Origin of the sequence: Pseudoalteromonas aurantia (genome assembly GCF_005886875.1) — a bacterium.
GTDB lineage: Bacteria > Pseudomonadota > Gammaproteobacteria > Enterobacterales > Alteromonadaceae > Pseudoalteromonas > Pseudoalteromonas aurantia_A.
On the sequence record NZ_PNBY01000009.1, the window covers coordinates 95551 to 116402 of the forward strand.

Genomic DNA, 20852 nt, shown 5'->3' on the forward strand with positions numbered 1-20852 from the left:
ACATTTTGCCTTTCAGTTTTTACAGCGAAAAATTATCAAGTTCAGGACCTGACTCAAACTCTCCACTGCGCTCTAATTCAGTATCAAGCTGCATCTGTTGATGCCATCGTTGTTCATCCCAAATCTCAAATTTATTTAGTAGACCTACCAGCATTATTTTTTTACTCAACCCTGCGTGAGTACGCAGTGCCGGCGCCAGTAAGATACGACCATTTTTGTCTAATTGATATTCAGTAGCGTGGCCCAATAACATACGCTGTAAGCGCCTTGCTCTTGGGTTCATATTGGAGAGTTTTTGTAAACGGGCTTCGATTTCATACCATTCACTCATTGGATAAAGCCACAAACAAGGCTCATTAATGGCAATAGTGCAAATAAGTGAACCTTGTTCTTCAGACAGGAGTGGCTGGCGGTATTTAGTTGGTACCGCAAAACGCCCCTTTTCATCCAGACTCAGTGAACTCGCACCTTTAAACATCTTCGCCTCTATCCACGAAACTCTATCGTGCTTTAAGATCCAATATGATCCACTAAAAACCACTTTTTACCACGATAGTACAGTTTAGGGCTTGACAGCTGTTTTTGTCAAGTGAAAGGCCCCCTGATAAGCCCCTAAAAACCCAGAAAAAATGCGGCTTTGATGAAAGCCTATGAATTCGGTGGGAAAAAGTGGAATTGCTGTATATTTATTAAGAGATAACAGAAAAATTACAAATTAACACGAGAAAAAAAATAATAAATTATACGTTTGTGAAGATAAGAATAAGTCATAACCCCGTACTGAATTACCATATTTAGTGATTATTTAGCAGTATTTATTTGCCCACCTGCCTTAGGTTTTTGTATTATGTTACACCATAGTAAAGACACGCGCAGGTGTGATTATTACCAATTTATCAATAACGTACCGGTTTTACCGATTATTAATCATAATATGTGTGCCTGGACTATTAGTAATTTTGGCGCAATTGCTGGATGAACACTCAGAAATATTGCAACAGAGTGAATTTAAAGCCCTGCTGCTCGCTGAACAAATAGCAACGGTACAACAAAGTGATATTAATGAGACTAAAGAGCTTCTGACTCTTTTAGCACATCACCCTGAGCTGAAAACAATCAAGCCAGGTGAATGCCCTGCTATTTTAACCTACGCACAAGCCCTTGCGCCAAGAATTGCGAATATTGGTATAGCCTCCCCAAATGGTCATGTTTTGTGCACTGTTTTAAATTCCGCTAATCACATTGATATAAGTGACCGACTTTACTTCCAAGACGCGAATCGCACTAAAAGATTCAGCGTTGGTCAATTTCAACATGACCGCTCAATTAATAAAGCAACCGTTAACTTTGCTATTCCTGTATTAAACGATGATAAACAAGTACTACATACCCTTGTTGTCGCTCAGTCTCTTACTAAATGGAGCTATGCGCTTGCGAAACTCCCTTTGCCCGCAGGGAGCAAAGTCATGATCAGTGATAAACAGCACAATATTATCGCGCAATACCCCTTTAAACCTGAGCAACTCGGACAGCCACTTAAACTCTCTTGGCCAAGTTCATCACACAAAGCAAAAGTTGCCGAAGATCAGTTTGGTCAAAATAGGATATATCTGCAGCTTCCTCTTGAGCCAAATAAACCACATACTAGCTTACAGATCCATTTTTCATTGCCATTTGAACAGGCCATTAACGCAGCAAATCAAAAAGTGGCAACCACCCTTTCTTTATTTATTTTGGCGATTGTGATCATAATCTGGCAAGCAAAGTGGCAACTTAATCACGTTTTACTCAAGCCGCTTAAGTCGTTGCAAAATGCTATGTCACAATTTACCAATTCAGAACCGGTAAATTGGGGAAAAGATCAATCAAGCCCTGAATTTTTAGCTATTACGCAACAATTTGAAATTATGGCGAATACGCGGCTAAATGCAGAGCAAGCACTGACACATAAACATGCTGAGCTCATCGCACTTCTTACGGCTTTACCCGACAGTTATTTGCGCATCAATCAATCAGGCGAGATATTAATGAGTCATGGCCCTTATTCTCAGGGGGCCAAAGTCATTCAAGATATTTTCCCAACCCATGTTTTTAAGCGTGTTCTCGCACAGCTCGCGCTCTTAGAAGAGCAACCATACAGCCAGCTCGAATTCTCTCAGCTTGCTGATGACAATATCCAACATGTGTATGAGTGTCGGATAAACCATATATCCGAGCATCAACAAGCCATCTTAATCATTCGAGATATTAGCCAACGTAAGCAACATGAAGAAGCCATTAGCCTTGCTGCCCTCGTATACAAAAATAGCAGTGAAGGCATGGTTATTACCGACGCCAATGGCTTTATTCTTGATACTAACCCAGCATTTAGTGAGGTAACGGGGTTTAAACGCGAAGAAGTCATTGGTAAAACAACCAATATATTAAGTTCAGGTAAACATAATAGACAGTTTTACTCGCAAATGTGGCAGCAAATTTCTGAACAAGGCAGATGGCAAGGCGAGATCATAAACCGCCGTAAAAATGGCGAGCTATATACCGAATGGCTCACCATTAACAGTGTTTACAATGCACATAATGAAGCCTATCGTCGTGTCGCTATATTTACAGACATTACCGATCGCAAACGTAAAGATGAATTGATTTGGCATCAAGCACATTTTGATCAGCTTACAGAGCTTGCCAATCGCATTGAGTTAAAGCGACACTTAAAATACCAGTTAGAAGATAAACAAGCTAACATCGGGATCTTATTACTCGATCTTGATCACTTCAAAGATATCAACGATACATTAGGTCATTATTTTGGAGATCAGTTACTTACAGAAGTCGCAGACCGGTTAGTATCACTGCAATCAGAATGTAGTTTGATCTCCCGAATCGGTGGCGATGAGTTTGTGTTAGTCACCACATACAATGACTGCGAGCAACTTAGTAAGACTGCAGAAAAAGTCTTACAGTTACTTAACCCCAGCATTTCACTCGGGCAAGAACTGTGTCATGTAAGTGCCAGTATTGGTATTGCACATGCGCCACGTGATGGGGATACCAGTGAGCTTTTGCTAAAAGCAGCTGACCAAGCGATGTATCAAGCTAAGCAGCATGGTCGAAATGGCTTTGCATTTTTTAGTGCTCATATGCGTGAACAAGCAGAACATCGTATGGCATTACTTAAAGACTTACGCATCGCTTTATCTCAGCAGCAGTTTATTTTGTATTATCAACCAATCGTTGCCATGAAAGATCAGTCAATTGTTAAAGCTGAGGCCCTGATCAGGTGGCGTCACCCTGAAAAAGGGATTGTCAGTCCCGCCCTATTTATTCCTTTGGCTGAAGAAACTCAGCTCATACATGGGATAGGTGAATTTATATTTTCAACTGCCTGCGATACCCTATGCGCACTCAATCAATTGGGTCATCACTTGCAGTTGAGTATTAATGTATCGCCCGTGCAATTTACAGCAAAACACAGTGCACTCAACGACTGGCATCAACAGCTAACAGATAAAGGTTTAACAACAGAACAATTTGTCATTGAAATAACCGAAGGTTTAATGATGAATGCGCTGCCACGCACTCAACAGCGTTTAACCACACTCACCAAACAAGGTTTTGCGCTAGCACTCGATGATTTTGGGACAGGCTATTCTTCCCTTGCCTATCTAAAACAAATGGATACAGATTTCATTAAAATTGATAAACGTTTTGTAGATGGCATTGCCAACAATGCGGACGATTTAGCTTTATGTGAAGCAATGATAATGATGGCACACCAGCTAGGGTTAAAAGTCATTGCTGAGGGGATTGAAACTGCTACCCAGCATCAATTACTTCTCCAAGCAGGCTGTGATTTTGGGCAAGGGTTTTATTACGCAAAACCCATGCCCAAAGATGAATTAGTAAAGTTACTTAATACTGGCTAAGTAAGTATAGCCTCGATTACTCATTCAATAATAGGCCTATTCGGCAAACCCGAATGCGGTCATCATTTTCTGAGAAATCTCAACATGATGCTGCATAGTAGAAAACTGTTTAGTGACACCTTCAGGCCCAACAGCATAGACTGGAACTGGGGCAGCCGTATGCGTACCTGTACCCCATACAACATTTTGATCTGCTGCCAAAGCTCGTCCTACCTTTGCCGCATGATCTTCATCCGCATAGACATAAAACTCCTTAAAATCAGAAAACCTAGGTACTATATCTGCACTTTGATATTTATGGTCAGCAACAAAGTAATCATTCACTTCCCGCTCACCAATCTCCGCAGCTTGATCGATGTTAATTTTGTACTGACTATATTGGTTTACAGCATTCATCCAATCTTCTGGTGTCGTTGCCGCAAAATCCCAATCTGCATTTGCAGCATTCATCATGTCAAAAAATGTACCGGTCTGGTTATAAAGCTTGTCTAAATGAGATAATGCACCGAAATTGAAATTTGGTTTATAATCAGCTCCCTGCATACCATCTCCTGACAAAGTTTGTGCTTCTGGAAGATTTTTACGAGAATAACTAAACCCAAAACTACCCGTTTCATGATCAGCAGTTACCACTACGAGCGTATCATTACGGTCTTTAACCCAGTCATGTACCGCAGCCACCGCTTCATCAAACTTTAATAGCTCATTCAACATCCAGCCAGCATCATTCGCATGACCTGCCCAATCAATTTGGCCACCTTCGATCATCAAGAAAAAGCCATCTTCATCTTTTGATAAAATATCCAGTGCCTTAACTGTCATTTCTTTTAAAGAAGGCTGTGTACAGCTATTGCTTGCCTGACATGCTTTGTACGCGATGCCATCATCCATCCCTGAATTAGCAAATAGCCCAAGTAACTTGTCAGTATCGCTTGCTAATAGCTGCGCCTTATCAAAAGCCAGTGCATAACCGTATTGCTCTTTTGCCTCTAAAACGATATTTCTGTCATCACTTCGTTTTGACTTTTTATATACACTGGCTGGCATACCTAGATCAGCCAGTACCTTTTGATCGGCTTCATCTGTTTTTATGTCTGATGGAATAAATACCCGTGCTCCACCTGATAATAAAACATCTACCATACCAGTATTCACTAACTGCTCTGCAATCTCAGGTTCCATAGAACGGTGTGGTTGGTGAGCGGCAAATGCAGCCGGTGTTGCATGTGTAATACGCGTATCAGAAACAAGCCCTGTGGCTTTTCCTGCTTTTTTTGCTTTTTCTAAAATGGTTTCTACAATATTACCTTGCTCATCAAGACCAATCATTTCAGAACCTGCAGCCAGACCTGTTGCTAACTGGGTTGCAGAACACGCTGAATCTGTTACCAACATGCCATTTGCTCCATGTGGCGCGTTAAGCGAAAGACCCATATGTCCTGCATCAGCAAGTTTTGACAAAGCGGTTTGATTGCCTCGTGTATTATATGTCGAGTTTGGTGCTCTTCGCGCATACTCCTCTAATAAGCCAACTTGCTGCGCTCCCATGCCGTCACCAATCATTAAAATAACATTTTTTACCGAAGTCACGGGGGTTGGTGCAACTTCCTTAATGACCTCCTTTTCTACTTCTTTGATCACTTCGACCGTTTGGGTGTCGTCGTTGCAAGCACTCAACAAGACTGCTGATACTGCTAATGTTATTAATTTCTTTTTCATGGGATTCCCGTAACGTATGAGCTAATTAACTGTGTAATTAAAAATTAGAGGCTCATTTTAGGGACGAATAATGTCTTTTTTATTTCAATATAATGACATTTTGAGCACTCACTCTAATCACTTAAAGCTCAAGGAAATCGGGCGAGTTGACACGCCATGCATAAATATACTCAGCAACACAGTGTAAACCGCGGCCTCAATAATGAGGCTAACGTCACTGTTCATAGTTGTCATTAACATCAATATAAACACCACAGATGCAAGCCCCTTTGGCCCAAGTCATACGCTCGTGTAATCGTGTGTCACTGCGCATCAAGCACAGTATAATCGGTAAAGTTCTAATCAAAATAATGGCAAAGACAGCAAATATAAGGGCATCAATATTCACCCCTTGTGAGAATAAATTTAACGATATCATCCCAAATAATGTCCAAATAAGTAAGGTTGCAAAGTCAGCGATATGTTCACTATCTTTAAGCAAAGTATCTTTAATCGGGTCGTCATAGAATCTATCAAACAACAAACCACACACAAATGCAGCGATAAAACCGCTTCCATGCAGAGCTTGTGTGAGTGAAAACACCAAGGTAGCCACGCCAATAAATAAAAAGGGACTGGTTGTTGTCGCAAATAAATGATGCGTTTTGGCTTTTCTCATTAGCACAATGCTTATCCAAGTCACCACAGTAGCAATCACACACGCTATGCTTAATTCTCGAAAGAACAACCACGATAAAGCCGACAGCGTCGCATTCTCACCATGAACTACAACAGGCAATGAAAACAAAAAAATTGGCACGCATAAGCCATAGTTCAAACCACTTTCAACATTAATGGCTTCTTGTAATCGAACCGGGACCCGTGGTTCACTTAAAAAGCCTTTGCACAATGCCGCATCTGTGGGAGAAATGATCACCGCTAATAAGGTTGCACCTATCCAACTTAATGGTAATAACCAATATGCAAATATAGCCCCGAATAAAATGGTTAATGGTAACCCAACCAGAAGGAGCCTTAGGGTAATTGATAAGAGTCATACAATACGCGAAGCCGTGTTCTGGCTGCATCGCTAAATAACACCACAGCCAAAATAACTTCAACTACAGGCAACATGATATCGCTATCTAGTTCCATGATCACAGCTTCTTTGCCTACAAAGTAGCTAATGACAGCCCCTAACGAAACAAACAAAATAGGCGCCGTAATTTCAGCTTTTACAAGCTGGCGGACACTAATAGAGTATATAAACAGAACGCGGCCAGCACTGGCCAAGATGTAATAAATCATCATAATCCTTATCAAGCAGTCTGTTTCTACTATTAATGAATTATGATGATAATCAAGTTAAATCACATCTCTTTACTAGGGTGTGAGTTAAGACTGAGGGTTTACCTTTGAATACTACTGTGCTTTTGGCGTAGGCGCTGAAAAACGACGGCGTTTAGGCTTGGCATTGGTCGGATTATCAATGGCAGCTTTAACCTGAGATTTCCCCTGATTGCCACCATTTCCTCGGGGCTTATGTTTTCCTTGACCTGGCCTCGCTTTTTTAGGCCCATTTGAGCCTTGATTTGGTTCACCTTGCGGCTTTGCACTCTTTGGTTTTTTCGCTTTTTTTGGCTTCACTGGTCGAGTATCTAATGCCACTTCAGGCACTGGATGTTGAGGTACAAATCCCTCTTCGTGTGCGCGTGGGATCAAAGCACCAATAAAACGTTCAATGCCATATAAATCTGCGGCATCATCCACGGTCACGAATGACACGGCTTGACCATCACTTCCAGCACGCCCAGTACGGCCAATGCGGTGTACATAATCTTCATAAATATTAGGCAAATCGTAGTTAACAACATACGGTAACTCAGCGATATCCAGTCCTCGCGCCACGATATCTGTGGCCACCAATACGTTTACGTCGCCGGTTTTAAAGCCATTCAAAGCTTTTACTCGCGCTGATTGTGACTTATTACCATGAATTGCTGCGCCAGTAATTTTATCTCTTTCTAACTGTGTCACTAAACGGTTTGCACCATGTTTAGTGCGACAAAATACCAATACTTGCTGCCATTTTTTAGTGCGAATTAAATGACTCAACAACTTGGTTTTTTGGGGTTTATCGACAGCATAAGCAAACTGAGTAACGGTTTTTGATGCTGCATTCTTAGGCGTAACCGAAATTTCAATCGGAGACACAATAAGCCCTTTCGCTAAATCTCGAATTGGGTCTGAAAATGTGGCTGAAAACAGCAAGTTTTGACGTTCTTTTGGCAACACTTTAATAATGCGCTTAATGTCATGAATGAACCCCATATCCAACATACGATCGGCTTCATCAAGCACTAAGGTACGAAGTTGATTAAACTTCACGGCGTTTTGACTATATAAATCAAGCAAGCGACCCGGTGTTGCAATCAAAATATCCACGCCTTTGCGTAGCTGGATCATTTGAGGATTAATTTTTACGCCACCATACACCACCGCAGAACGTAGCCGAGTTCCTTGACTGTAGGCCTCAACATTTTCTGCTATTTGTAATGCAAGCTCACGTGTTGGTGCTAAAACAAGGGCCAACGCTTGGTTTGAACGGGGGCGATCTTCTTTTAATAATTGCTCAATAAGCGGCAGGGTAAACGCCGCAGTTTTACCGGTACCTGTTTGTGCTGCTGCCATTACATCTTGGCCAGACAATACCGCAGGGATCCCTTTTTCTTGAATAGCCGTCGGTGTAGTGTAACCTTTATCTGTAATACTTTGCACGATTGATGGAGACAAACCCAAATCTGAAAACGTCATTTAAACTCTCATGTGTTGGGGCTTATCTTCAACAAATAGATAGGAAAACCACAGCGGCATAAGCCCTAGCAAATGACATTATGTTAACGACACTTGCTAAGCCGACTGCACTTACACAGGCTGCTAAGTGACACAATGCGCTGGTAAGGCAGTCAAGTATAACAGATCACCACCTGATCCCCTATTTTATAAGCTTCTCGGCAATAAAAGCGCAACATGTACATGAAAATGTTACAAGAATACAATTGATCAACATTTATCTTACATATATGCTGAACTATGCTTTTGAGCAAAAACAACACAACAGTAAAGGAAAATGACATGACATTAAAATTCACTAAGGGGCTGCATAGTGCAGTACTCGGGCTATGTGCCCTCCCCTTTTATTCACAGGCTTATGATTGCCAAGGCATTGACGCATGGTCAAGTGTTAATACCTATGTAACGGGCAATCTTGTTACACAAAATAATACCGCCTACCAAGCAAAGTGGTGGACGCAAGCACAATCTCCAGCAGATAACTCCACACCATATGCTGTATGGGATGATTTGGGTACCTGTGGTGGTAATCAGGCCCCAACAATTAACCTAATTACACCCGCAGATGATTCGACTTTACCGATAAATGACAGCGCTATTTTCAGTGCCCAAGCTAATGATTCAGATGGTAGTATCACTCAGGTCGAATTTTTCTTAAGTGGTCAATCTGTGGGTATCGATACACAAGCTCCCTATGAAGTAACATGGCAAACCATCGCAGGGCAGTATCAAGTTAACGCAATTGCCACAGATAATAATGGCGCAAACACCACCAGCAATACCGCACAACTAACAGTTACTGATGGTATGCCAAATGCCAGCCCAACCATAGAACTCACAGCACCGCTTAATAACAGCCAATATAAAGTGGGCGACCAAGTCAGCATTAGCGCTACAGCCGCCGACGCTGATGGCAAAATCACCGAGATCTCATTTTGGCTCAATGGTACTTTGCTAAGTACTGATACTAGCGCACCGTATCAAACACTATGGAGTGCCACTGCTGGTAACCAGCAAATAAAAGCGATTGTCAAAGATAATAAGAATGCCACAGCAAGCGCAATTGCTAATATCGTCGTCTCAGAGACTAACTCGGGCGGTTGTAAAAACGTACCAAATTATCAAGCCGGTGGAAGCTATAAAGCGGGTGATGTTGTTGCTCATAACAATCATAAATATCGTTGTGATATAGGTCCTTGGTGTAGCTCTGATGCATTATGGGCGTACGAGCCTGGCACAGGTCAAGCGTGGACTGATGCATGGACAGATCAAGGTGTATGTGCCATTAAGCCCGTCGTGAACTTTACCTCGCCAGCGGCTAATAGCACCTTACTACAAGGCAATAATTACGATATTGCACTCAATGCCACAGACGCTGACGGACAAATTAGTCAAGTAGACATTTATGCGGGTAACACGTTATTAAGCAGCTTAAACCAAGCACCATTTAAAGTCAGTTGGCTGGCTCAGCAATTAGGACCTATCGAGCTCAGTGCGATTGCCACGGATAACGAAGGAAACCAAAGCAGCAGCGCCCAAGTCGTTACTGTTACAGATAAAGTGATTGTGAGCTCCATAACTTCCCCAAGCGCAGGTAGCCAAATAACATTAGGCAGTGCAACACAACTGACGGCAGACGCATCAGCATTGCTGGGACAAATCACCGAGGTTAGCTTTACAGTTGATGGTGTCTTAGTCGCCACAGATACTAGTGCGCCTTACGCCACACTGTATACACCTGCAAGCTTAGGCAATAAAACCATCACTGCGATTGCAAAAGGTAACTTAGGCAATCAAGCAACTAGTGAAGGCGTTAGTATCAAAGTGATCGATGCCCCCATAGGGAAAACCCATAAACTAATTGGGTATTGGCACAACTTTGTTAACCCAGCCGGTTGCCCATTGCCATTGAATCAAATTTCGCCAGCATGGGATATTATCGATATCGCATTTGCCGATAACGACCGTAATTCAAACGGAACTGTACACTTTAATTTATTCGAAAAAGACATTCGCTCTACTTGCCCAGCAATTGACCCAGTTCAATTCAAACAAGATATGCAAGCCCTTCAAGCGCAAGGAAAGGTTTTTGTTTTAAGTCTTGGTGGTGCAGAGGGAACTATCACACTCAATACCGACTCAGATGAAGCTAATTTTGTCGCAAGCTTAACGGCTATTATTAATGAGTGGGGCTTCGATGGCTTAGACATTGATTTAGAAAGTGGCTCAAACCTTATGCATGGCACGCAAATTCAAGCGCGCTTGCCACGTGCGATAAAACAAATAGAACAAAATATCGGAGGCAATATGGTGTTGACGATGGCCCCTGAACACCCTTATGTGCATGGTGGTATGATAGCTTATACCGGTATTTGGGGTGCCTATATCCCGGTTATCGATCAACTGCGTGACACATTAGATCTGCTACATGTTCAGCTTTATAATAATGGTGGATTACCCAATCCTTATGAGCCTGGCAGCGCACCAGAAGGGTCTGTCAATATGATGGTCGCCCACGCTAAAATGTTGTTAGAAGGCTTTGATTTAGCGAACGGCACACGTTTTGCTCCGTTAAGAGACGACCAAGTCGCGATTGGCTTGCCATCGGGTCCTAAATCTGCAAACTCTGGACAAGCGCCCATCGCTAATATTACAGCGGCATTAGATTGCTTAATTAAAGGCACAAGCTGCTCAACCATTGTGCCAATTAAGACCGCCCCGAATTTCGGTGGGGTGATGACATGGTCAATAAACTGGGATAAATTTGATGGTTACAATTTCTCAAAACCAATTGGTGACAAGCTAAATAGTTTAAACCAAGGTAAGTAGAATTCTCGCTCATTCTATATAAAAAAGCCCCTCTCAGATATCACAGGGGCCTTTTTAACACTTTAATTGGCAATATGGTGTGCCAATAAATATATACTTAGTAAGCTGGTTCACAAATGCGAACACGACGAGTTTCAGTTGTCATAGTATGCCTATCAACTGAACCGCCAACATTTTTCCTTCACGCCACCAGTAATTACATTGCTCGCCATTTACAGGGTAATAACTTTCTCACGTATGAGACATCCAGCGCGTTTCACAGTATGGACGTCAACTTGCTGATTTTCATACCTGCAATACTTAGGTACACGCTATTCAGTAATAACCAAGACTTTCCTTGACAATAAGGCCGTAGCCAGCCCCATTAGCAATGTATTTTTTAACATGATCATTTCTTTTCTTATTTAAGTTGATTGAACAAAAATAGTACTACAGAAACTTTATATTATTAATATATCATAAATAACACAGCAATCTGTTCATCTCAAAATCCGGTACAGGCACCTGCTTTTACTGACATATCAATCGCACTATTTAACCTCAGATTTGGATAAAGGGTTTGGAATAGCAAGTGTTTTGAAAGCAAACATACGTACAATCCAATGATGATATTTTTTGAATATCAAGGCGTTTTTACGCAGTAATAGCGGGCTATTACAAATGAAAGCAACGCCAAGCGTGAGAAAAATAGCTTTATTGGGCAAATGCGCTTATCCAGAGCTGAGGTTATTTATAAATAGTGCTCAGCTTATCGTGTATTACAAACCTGATGATATTGCAGAACCTTCAGTGACAAAATAGAAGGTGACGGTCTCTTAATTAAAAAATCACAATGTTCAGCTCGAATGATAAAAAATATTTTAATAACAATGGGAAAGGTAGATGAAAATCAGTCAGCCACATTGAACACACAGAGTGCCCTCTGTGTGTTACTCTTTACTCACCCTAGATAAAGGTGATGAAATACACGATGGAATAGCAAACAACAGCTTTAAAGAGGTATTAAATAACGCTCATGGCTCTAATTTAGCTAAAAACGGGTCAATTAAACGCTGGAATAATTAAGGGGTAATAAAGATATAATCTTGAGGGGTCAAGCGTAAGCACCTAAATAAAGTAGATGCTTACGCTTGAGTTTGAGTTTGAGTTTGAGTCAACCTATGAGACAACTGAAAAAACTGTAACTATCTGATTTTATGTAAGGCTTGAAATCTGAAGACTAAAATTGAGTGTAACCGTGTACCATTTTTATCGGTCACTATTCTGAAATGTGGGATTTTAGAAAACCGCTTGAAAGATCGAACGGTTACTAAAATCGGCGAGTCAACCTGTAAGACAACTGAACAAAATTGAAACTATCTGATTTTATTGAAAACTTGGGATCTGAAAACTAAAGTTGAGTGCAACCGTGTACCAGTTTGGTCGATCACGATTCTAAAATTTAGGGGTTTTATAGCTGGTTCAAAATAAATTGCGATAGTCCAGTGCTTAACTGTGTGATTCATAGAGATCGTTTCAATTTTGCGATCTATAAATCCCTTCTGTAATTAGATAACTGAACACGTTCATTATGCTCTTGATAGCACCCCTCAATTTCATCTGAAAATGGCGTTTGTTCACGAACTTCAAAGCATTTCTTCAATTACAGACTCTAAAAAGTCAATGGTATTAGTGGCACTACGTCGTTTATAAAGCCTTAACACTCGATAGCGTGTACAGTCATCAATAGCTGTGTACTGGTATAAATTAGCGGCTATTTTGCAAGTGTCCATTTGAACTCTTTCGCCAGGAATAGGCTTAGAGTATCTTTTGAAGTCTGGCTTTTTACGATAAATAACAATAGGGTCAACTTTGTGCTTTTTAAGCACTTTATGAATAGTAGCTAGCCCTAACTTAATTTGCTCATTTCTAAGCAACTCACTTTGGATTCTTCGAGCGCCTAAGTTTCTAGATTTTCTTAAAACTAAAATCTTAGCTTCTAATTCTGGAGATACTTTTTGATTTGGTGAACTGTGGGGTCTTTTACTCAAACTTTTAAGGCCATCAAGACCTTGCTCTTGATACCTAGACCACCACTTTCGTAATGTTGGTCTAGATATTCCACAACGCAGGCAAACCAAACCTGCGTTGTTTGTTTCTTGATAAAGCGTTATCCACTTAAGTCTTTGTTGAATTTCATCGTTCATAACATCCAAGTATAGAAAGGATGTCTATGAATCACACTCTCTCTATAGAGTAAATTGAGATAGGCAGTTACACAAAATTAGTTACAGTTTCATTTAAAACGTTAGGTTAATTTTCTTTGTTTTCTAAAACGACAATGCTGAACCAAATACACAACAATTCCGCTACTCCATCAAATATCTTTAGACGTTAGAACACCAGCCTAAAAGACCGTTCTTTCCATGCATTATTCCTCAAATAGTCAAATATTACTTAGGGCAGTTGCCATTTAAGAAGATAAAAGTAACTTTGTTTTCAATGTTTACCAACACACCGACCAAAAAACTATAAGAGTATTAACGTTTATACCAAAAAACAGGGGAATGGTGACAAGATATTATTTGTTGTGCATGGCATGTCGAAAAACGTAGAAAATTATCTCGATAACTGTATCAAATAAGATATCATTTAAAGCTTTGGTCCCGTTTAATTTCATGTTGAATCAACTTTTTATGCAAATATGAGCGATCTAATGCCAATGATGCAGCAACTTTTGTGATGTTACCTTGGTACTCTTCCAACCGTTTTATGATCAATTCTCTTTCAACAAATCGTAAATGATCCTTTAGTGAGAGTTGATTGCTTTCTGATACTTTCCCTGAACTTATATAAACTATTTCATGGGGTAGATCGGCACAAGTTAAGGTCTTACCGCCCATAATTAACATGCGCTCTATAGTATTATGTAATTCACGAACATTACCTGGCCAGTCATAGCTAGTTAACATTGATAAGCAGCTTGGTTCAATTGTTCTATTACTCATACCATGACGTTGGCTAATTTGGCGGACAAAATAATTAGCGAGAAGGATTATATCGCTTTTTCGCTCTCTTAACGAGGGCGATTGTACAGGGATAACATTTAACCGGTAGTATAAGTCTTCTCTAAAGTTTCCCGTCTCGACTAGTTCTTTTAAGTTTTTATGGCTTGCAGCAAGTAAACGAATATCCACTTTGGTTACTTGATCAGAACCCACCTTTTGTATTTCTTTATATTCTAAAGCTCGCAGTAAAGTTGCTTGCACTGATAAGGGGATGTCAGCAATTTCATCAAGAAATAACGTCCCTTGTTCAGCCATTTCAAAATACCCTTTTTTGTGTTTATCAGCGCCGGTAAATGCGCCTTTGATATGACCAAATAAAGCACTTTCAAACAAGTTTTCTGGTATTGCTGAACAATTTACTATTACGATATTCTGTGTCGCCCTTTGACTATTGTCATGGATCGCTTGTGCTATTAATTCCTTGCCTGTACCACTTTCTCCTGTAATTAACACATTGACATTATTGTTGGCCACTTTTTTAATGGTGGTTCTTAATGATTGTATCAGTTTATGTTCACCAATTAATGCTTGTTCAGCCTGCGTCTGTTCAAGCACATTTAACTTTGAGCGCATTTGATGAAAGGCCACACAGTTATTCACAGTGACAATAAATCTCTCCGCATTAAATGGTTTCTCTAAAAAGTCATAAGCACCTAATTTTAACGTACACGCTGCTTCGTCTAGTGAGGCATTCCCTGAAATAAAAATGGTTGGCAAATCAACTTGTTCTTGTTTCATTTGTTGATATAACTCGATACCACTTTTCTGACCAAGACGAATATCAATAATAGCTAAATCAAAATAATGAATGTGCATTGCTTTTATCGCAGCATTGGCACAGGTATGCATGGAGACATCATAACCTTCTGGTGTTAAACAGGCACTAACACTTTTACAGATATTAATTTCGTCATCAATAACTATGATTCTTACTTGCCCCATCACTACCTTCTTTCATTCACTATGTTTTACTAATAAGTAATGGTAATAACAGTTCAAATGCCGCGCCATCACTGCATGCAAGACACTGTATATCACCTTTATGATCTAAAATTATTTTTCTGACAATAGCTAAGCCTAAGCCCATATTTTCGCTTGAATCTGTTGACTTTTTAGAGCTGTAATAAAGTTTAAAAATACTATCTCGTTCTTTTTTATTGATGATTTTACCTCGATTAAATACCGTTAATTTTATCCAGTGTTTTTGATTGACCACCTTTTTGATGTTTACAGAAAATGTCACTTCTAATGGCTGACAATTTGGATTCGCTTGAATCGCGTTTTTAACAAGATTTAGTAAACATTGGTTAAGTAAGATAGCATCAGCCTCAATTAAAACTCCTCGCGATTGTTCAATATTATCAGCTATTTTCAGATCGAAATTTACACTCTGCCAAGCAGGGCTGTACTGTTCAATAAACAGTTCAAGGTGACTCAATAAATCTAAGCATTGAAAATTGGGTTCAGGTAACTTTGAAAATTTATTAAAGTGACTAACCATGTTTTTAAGTTTGTTAACTTCTTCTGAAACAACATGTTCAGTGTTATTTAAATTCTCAGCAAAACTACTCCTGTCTAATTTTTTATGCAGTCTTGGTAAATTACTCACCATCATTTGAATAGGCGTTAACGGATTATTAATTTCATGAGCTAATTTCCCGGCGATTATTTGCCATTCATCAAAATAGCATAATGCTTGTATTTTCTTTTCTTTAGTAATGTTACTCGATACCAACAGGTGGTATGACTTAGCTACTTTTCGACTTAAAAAAATAGCAGCAATAGTTGAGAAAATTAACACTGTAATAAACAAGATGAGGTAATAAGTTAAGTATGTATCACTTATCACCTTTTTTACCAAATCTGGCTGTTGAAAAATCAACAACTGTTCAGAGACAGTATTAAATTTCTTTTTGTAATCATCGGTTTCTTTAGGGTTAAGCTTTCTTAAAATTTTCAAATCTTGCTGGTAATTTTTTAATATTTGAGTGGTGCTAGGCTTTACCACCAAAGAAGTTGCGCTGTCTAATATTTCATTTAGTAATATATAAGAAGCTAAAAAAGGCAAAATAGCGAGAGTGAGAATAGCAGCAATTAAATAGTAACTAACAAGGTTATTTTTCATTATTTACCTGCTGACGCTTTATTGTTTTCGTTATAATTTCGCTTTTCCATAAAGAAACTATATCGCTAGGCCCTGAGTATTGCGATAATATTTTATCGAATAGCTTTTCGAACCTTGGCCTTACCGTTGTATTTTTGCCTTTCATAATAGACTTAACGGCCTTACCATTAATGTTAATTATACGGCTATAACTGCGGTTTTCACTCGCATGAATTACGTTGCTTTCACTCTTAGCTTTATGCCCTTGACTACTATTTATCCATGATTTTATTTTTTCAATTCGCTTATGTTCAACTGGATTAACAAACACCTGCGCTGTAATTCTAATGTTATTTTTTGCTTGCATCGTACTTAATGGACATTTTATTTCCTGATTTTTCAACAGACTATATACCTCTTGGACATCAGTAATGTTCCATAGAGAGATTAGTCCATAATCGTCAACTTTTTCAATACGGTAATGCTCATCCCATAAATCATAGGTTACGTTTAACGAATAAGAACAGCGTCTATATACTTCATCACCTTTTTTAAAGCTAATAATGGAATAAAAACGACTTTGTAAGCCACTATTTATCTCAGTGCTTAATAGTTCACTAGGGTAACGAATATCAGTGATTTTTAAAGATAGTTGGTGTTCCTCTTTGACGACCGAAAGTTCGATGGCATTGAGAGATTGGCTGCTGATAATAAAGCAAAATGTTATCAGCAATAATAACTTATTTTTAGCCATACTATGCTTATTGGCTCTCATTTAAACCAACTTTGAGAAAAAATCGGTAAATCATATTCTCAGTCTGATAGGTATAGCCAGCATCAAACTCAATAATGCGAAAATCTTCCTGTGGATTACTACCATACCAATCTTTTGTTCTCCTGAAGGTCGCTCCTAGCGACCAACCTGAGAATGCGCCAACTTTTGCATCTATCACCTTATAATTCGAATATCTTGCTGAAATTCCCACGTCTTCAATTTTTGAATAAAATTGTCTATTTGATTCTTTATAATAATCAGTATTTACTCCAAGAGAGATTGCACTATAGTCATCGATATTTACATGCGATATATAAGATAACTGGTAGCGATGACCGTTTGAAAGTGTGGTATAGCGCGTCGATAACTTTTCACCATATACCGGAAATAAAGTATCATTTTCACTGTTAAACCCATAGTTGAAGGAGTAATTCTCATCGATTTTTTCATCTAGATCACCGGCAATATCGAGTGAAACATAAGAGTAACGTGCAAACCTTTTTCCAAAAGAAAACCAACTTCGCTTGTTTAACGGGTTATTTTCGTGAGAAATTTCGCTGTTATTATCGTCTATTTCAGTATATTTAGATCGGCTCTTGGTTAATTCAATAGTTGCATTAAAATAATAGTAGGGTGAATTGAATAAATGCGGATCATAATAATCCAGAGATAGTGTATTGTGTTTGATAATATAACGGGTAAACCAACTATCAGTATCTGCTGGTTCGATTAATGACTGTTTAAAATGATCTGCATCTTTATCATATTTGTAACCAGAAACTCCAAGAGAAAGCTCTTTTCCTGAGCCAAGAAAGTTAAAATCTGTTGCCCTTGACGATATATATTGTTGCGTTTCAGATATACGATACTTATCTTTATCGCATAAATTAATGAGTGCTTCTTTATTGTCTGGCACGGTTTCACCAAAACAAGCATAAAAATCTTCTTTTGACTTTATTCGTTTTACGTCATAAGAAAGCTCGTATTGAAGATTACTCGCTTCTTCAATATCAAAAACAACGACCACATGACCGCGTTGTTTCCCTTTTCTCAAATAAACATCGATATGTTTAAATTGTATCAGAGTACCAAGCCTTAATTTAGCATCGATGATATCATCAGGATTAAGCTCGTCTCCAATCTGTTGATAGTATTTATTTCTTATAAAACTACAATGAGTATGGTCATTACCAATACAAATAATATCGTCAATAATGAGCGCAGTTTCTTTTAATGATGCGGCTAGAGGCGCTTGCTCGCTAGCATCAGAAGCATTAGTTTTCCCATAAACCGGTAACACAATAAAAATTAATGTTAGCCAAAACACAAAAGAAATATTAGTCAGTACTTTCAAATATTTGCCCTAGAAAAATCACAAAAAACAAAATCACTTTCAGTCCGTTTTTATTACGCGTAAGTGTACGAAAGAGGCAAAGAGCTGGCAAGCCTTTACCTCAGTTCTTTAACAAATACGCGTATTGTCTAACGAAAGAAAACTGCTACATTAAGTTTTATCAACCTTTGTTGCTGCCATCATATGCACTTTTTTTATACTCAGAACTAGTAATAAGAGCCAAATCGACATAGCGCCACCATTACTTTTTTGCGGCAATGGCTCAGACACTATTGGTTTTTTGGTTGGGCTAGTATTTACTTTATCTTCAACAGGCCAAGGCAAGTCTATTTGTTTTGGTAAATCACATGCAAGCTCTTGTTTAACTACTATAGGCACATACCCAACTTCAAGTCCTTCTGGTGGTGTTACAATCAAGTTATCGTCAAAACTAACCAGATTACCTTTAGAGGGGGGGGCTAGGTACTCATCTGTACTTTTCCAGTGAGTATGCATTTTTTCAACCATAGTTTGTAATTTATATTTTTCATCCACAGTTAAATTGTATTTTTTTATGCTAGGTTGGTCAGTAAATTTATACCAATAATAGGTCACCTTTGAGCAATCATTCAGTGTCGCCGTATAAGGGCCACTTGTATAGTCAGTAAATAGCTCTTGCCCAGCACTATCAACCTCATAAACCTCAGGGTTTCTGCTTGGTGCGGGTAGCTCTTCATTAATTAAGTTTGTCTCGCTCGGTACTTGGTTTTCTTTGATTGCCAGTAATGCATTGCCTTGCTGTTTGAAGTATTTTGGGTATAACCCCATGCCATTTTCTGGGGGGACATGCCACTGTAAACCAAAAGAGTTATCATCAAATATTGTGGGAGTTGCGCTATCGTGAAATGCGCTCGTGTAAATATCATTGATGCGCAGATCATTGAATGTATCTAACAGGATTGGTTTGCGTATGCCGTTAGCATCAAATTGTGTTGGAGAAACCTGATCACTTTGCTGCCAATGGCTAAATTTATGAAATAAAGCATCTTTACTGTATATCGTCAAATCTTGCATGATAGTGGACTGCCCATCACTATTCATTGGATATTGAATTTGTGGAATCTTATAAAACGTATCTCCTTTATTATCTTTTTGTTTTAATGCTCGGGTAAAGCCAAATTCCATAGTACCAGATTCGCCTAATAGTAATGGTTGATTGTCCAACCCTAGTCCTTCAATAGCAGTGTATTCTTTTGATAATTCAGCCCATAAATCAGGTATAGAAAAAGCGACGGGGCCCTTAAAATTTTGCGTGTTCACAAATAATGTCCAACTTAAGTTACCCACTGGTACATCCGTGTATTTTTCTTCGGTGAATGGTAACGCAAAATATCCATAACCAAAGACTTCACCATTAGGCTTACCCTTAAAGGTCAAACCGTCAGCTGGAATAAGTAACTGATTGCTCAGTTGAGCAAGGCCATACATGTGCGGTCTATCAGAAAAATTACCTGGCTGCACACCTGTGGTATTTGAATAATCGTCGTAACAAGTGGGCACAGAGCCCATGGCAAATTTAGGGTACCCTGTTTGAAATCTCGTGCCTGCCCAAATCCCCATGCCTCCTTCGATGGTTTGAAAGTAACTCAAATAATTACCATGGTTTTTTGCATCCCAATTATCTCCCGCATATGTACCTTTGGGGCACAATGGAAAAGGATCATTGTTTAACAACTCACGATTATCAGGGCGTACCCAAGTTCCTGCCATACCGATTTGCAGATCTTCAGTTAAACGATCCGCTACAGGCCAAACAGCTGAATAGAACGAAATGCCATATCGAAAAGCTTCATCACTACTTTCTTTAATAGAATAAGAGCCGATATATCCACTTAAGCCATCAGTGTTTTCAGCTGATATTGCCTGATGACTAGCAATGATATATGAGCACAGTAAGATACTTTTAAGTGATTTTGTTAATTTAATTTTTTTTATCATTATTTTCATACTTCTTCCTTTTTATATCATTTTTATTTTATCGGTGTTTCATATTTGCCGTAAAAATATTAACTCTAAGTAAATGGCTTGTATGTTCATGTCTATGTCATCCTCATTTATCTATTAAATTTTTATTTCTTATCATTGATAAGCAATAGACAAGCCAACTTTTAAAAAAAGATAATCCATTGTTTTTATTAACTTAATAGAAATTAAAAAAGTAATTCCCACCATAAAAAAACAACAGCTGTGGTTAAAAGTACACACCACATAGGCGTTGTTTCCTAAATAA

General features: G+C 39.0%; 13 protein-coding genes and 1 pseudogene. 3 read left to right on the forward strand and 11 right to left on the reverse strand.

From position 1 onward, the window contains the following. Positions 1 to 19 precede the first annotated feature (19 nt). Positions 20 to 478, reverse strand: coding sequence for a division/cell wall cluster transcriptional repressor MraZ (gene mraZ, locus CWC18_RS01580; RefSeq protein ID WP_119860971.1), 459 nt, complete (start codon positions 476 to 478; stop codon positions 20 to 22). A gap of 460 nt (positions 479 to 938) precedes the next feature. On the opposite strand from mraZ, the gene CWC18_RS01585 reads away from it, so the two are divergent. Continuing rightward, positions 939 to 3923, forward strand: coding sequence for a bifunctional diguanylate cyclase/phosphodiesterase (locus CWC18_RS01585; RefSeq protein WP_138674590.1), 2985 nt, complete (start codon positions 939 to 941; stop codon positions 3921 to 3923). A 36-nt stretch (positions 3924 to 3959) separates the two neighbouring features. On the opposite strand, the gene CWC18_RS01590 is transcribed toward CWC18_RS01585, so the two are convergent. From CWC18_RS01590 to CWC18_RS01600, 4 genes are all read right to left on the reverse strand, one after another. Then, complete coding sequence (locus tag CWC18_RS01590) at positions 3960 to 5642, reverse strand: alkaline phosphatase (RefSeq protein ID WP_138589969.1); 1683 nt, start codon at positions 5640 to 5642, stop codon at positions 3960 to 3962. 214 nt (positions 5643 to 5856) lie between these two features. Then, positions 5857 to 6666 carry a cation:proton antiporter domain-containing protein gene (locus tag CWC18_RS21360; protein ID WP_349666238.1) on the reverse strand — a complete coding sequence of 270 codons (810 nt, stop codon included), beginning with the start codon at positions 6664 to 6666 and terminating at the stop codon, positions 5857 to 5859. Further along, a complete protein-coding gene (locus CWC18_RS21365) occupies positions 6657 to 6929 on the reverse strand; it encodes a hypothetical protein (protein ID WP_249930062.1) in 273 nt (90 codons plus the stop codon). Before CWC18_RS21365 ends, CWC18_RS21360 begins: the two co-directional genes overlap by 10 nt. Positions 6930 to 7043: 114 nt before the next feature. Beyond that, on the reverse strand, positions 7044 to 8435 hold the full coding sequence (locus CWC18_RS01600; RefSeq protein ID WP_138589970.1) for a DEAD/DEAH box helicase: 1392 nt from the start codon (positions 8433 to 8435) through the stop codon (positions 7044 to 7046). A gap of 321 nt (positions 8436 to 8756) precedes the next feature. Between CWC18_RS01600 and CWC18_RS01605 the strand changes: the two genes are divergently transcribed. Together CWC18_RS01605 and CWC18_RS20930 are read left to right on the forward strand one after the other, a co-directional pair. Further along, the gene (locus tag CWC18_RS01605) at positions 8757 to 11303 is read left to right on the forward strand and encodes an Ig-like domain-containing protein (protein ID WP_138674591.1); all 2547 of its coding nucleotides are present in this window, start codon (positions 8757 to 8759) and stop codon (positions 11301 to 11303) included. A gap of 924 nt (positions 11304 to 12227) precedes the next feature. Beyond that, a complete protein-coding gene (locus CWC18_RS20930) occupies positions 12228 to 12368 on the forward strand; it encodes a hypothetical protein (RefSeq protein WP_171041005.1) in 141 nt (46 codons plus the stop codon). A gap of 566 nt (positions 12369 to 12934) precedes the next feature. Here the strand turns inward: CWC18_RS20930 and CWC18_RS01610 are convergent. From CWC18_RS01610 to CWC18_RS01635, 6 genes and pseudogenes are all read right to left on the reverse strand, one after another. Then, positions 12935 to 13489 (reverse strand): annotated as a pseudogene (locus CWC18_RS01610) (helix-turn-helix domain-containing protein); the annotation flags it as partial. A gap of 441 nt (positions 13490 to 13930) precedes the next feature. Further along, the gene (locus CWC18_RS01615; protein ID WP_138674592.1) at positions 13931 to 15292 is read right to left on the reverse strand and encodes a sigma-54-dependent transcriptional regulator; all 1362 of its coding nucleotides are present in this window, start codon (positions 15290 to 15292) and stop codon (positions 13931 to 13933) included. 19 nt (positions 15293 to 15311) lie between these two features. Continuing rightward, on the reverse strand, positions 15312 to 16475 hold the full coding sequence (locus tag CWC18_RS01620) for a sensor histidine kinase (protein WP_138674593.1): 1164 nt from the start codon (positions 16473 to 16475) through the stop codon (positions 15312 to 15314). Then, entirely contained in the window at positions 16465 to 17208 is a 744-nt protein-coding gene (locus CWC18_RS01625) for a hypothetical protein (protein WP_138674594.1), read from the reverse strand. Before CWC18_RS01625 ends, CWC18_RS01620 begins: the two co-directional genes overlap by 11 nt. A 7-nt stretch (positions 17209 to 17215) precedes the next feature. Beyond that, the gene (locus CWC18_RS01630; protein ID WP_138674595.1) at positions 17216 to 18583 is read right to left on the reverse strand and encodes a hypothetical protein; all 1368 of its coding nucleotides are present in this window, start codon (positions 18581 to 18583) and stop codon (positions 17216 to 17218) included. Positions 18584 to 18733: 150 nt separating this feature from the next. Then, the gene (locus CWC18_RS01635; RefSeq protein WP_138589976.1) at positions 18734 to 20569 is read right to left on the reverse strand and encodes a hypothetical protein; all 1836 of its coding nucleotides are present in this window, start codon (positions 20567 to 20569) and stop codon (positions 18734 to 18736) included. Positions 20570 to 20852 lie beyond the last annotated feature (283 nt).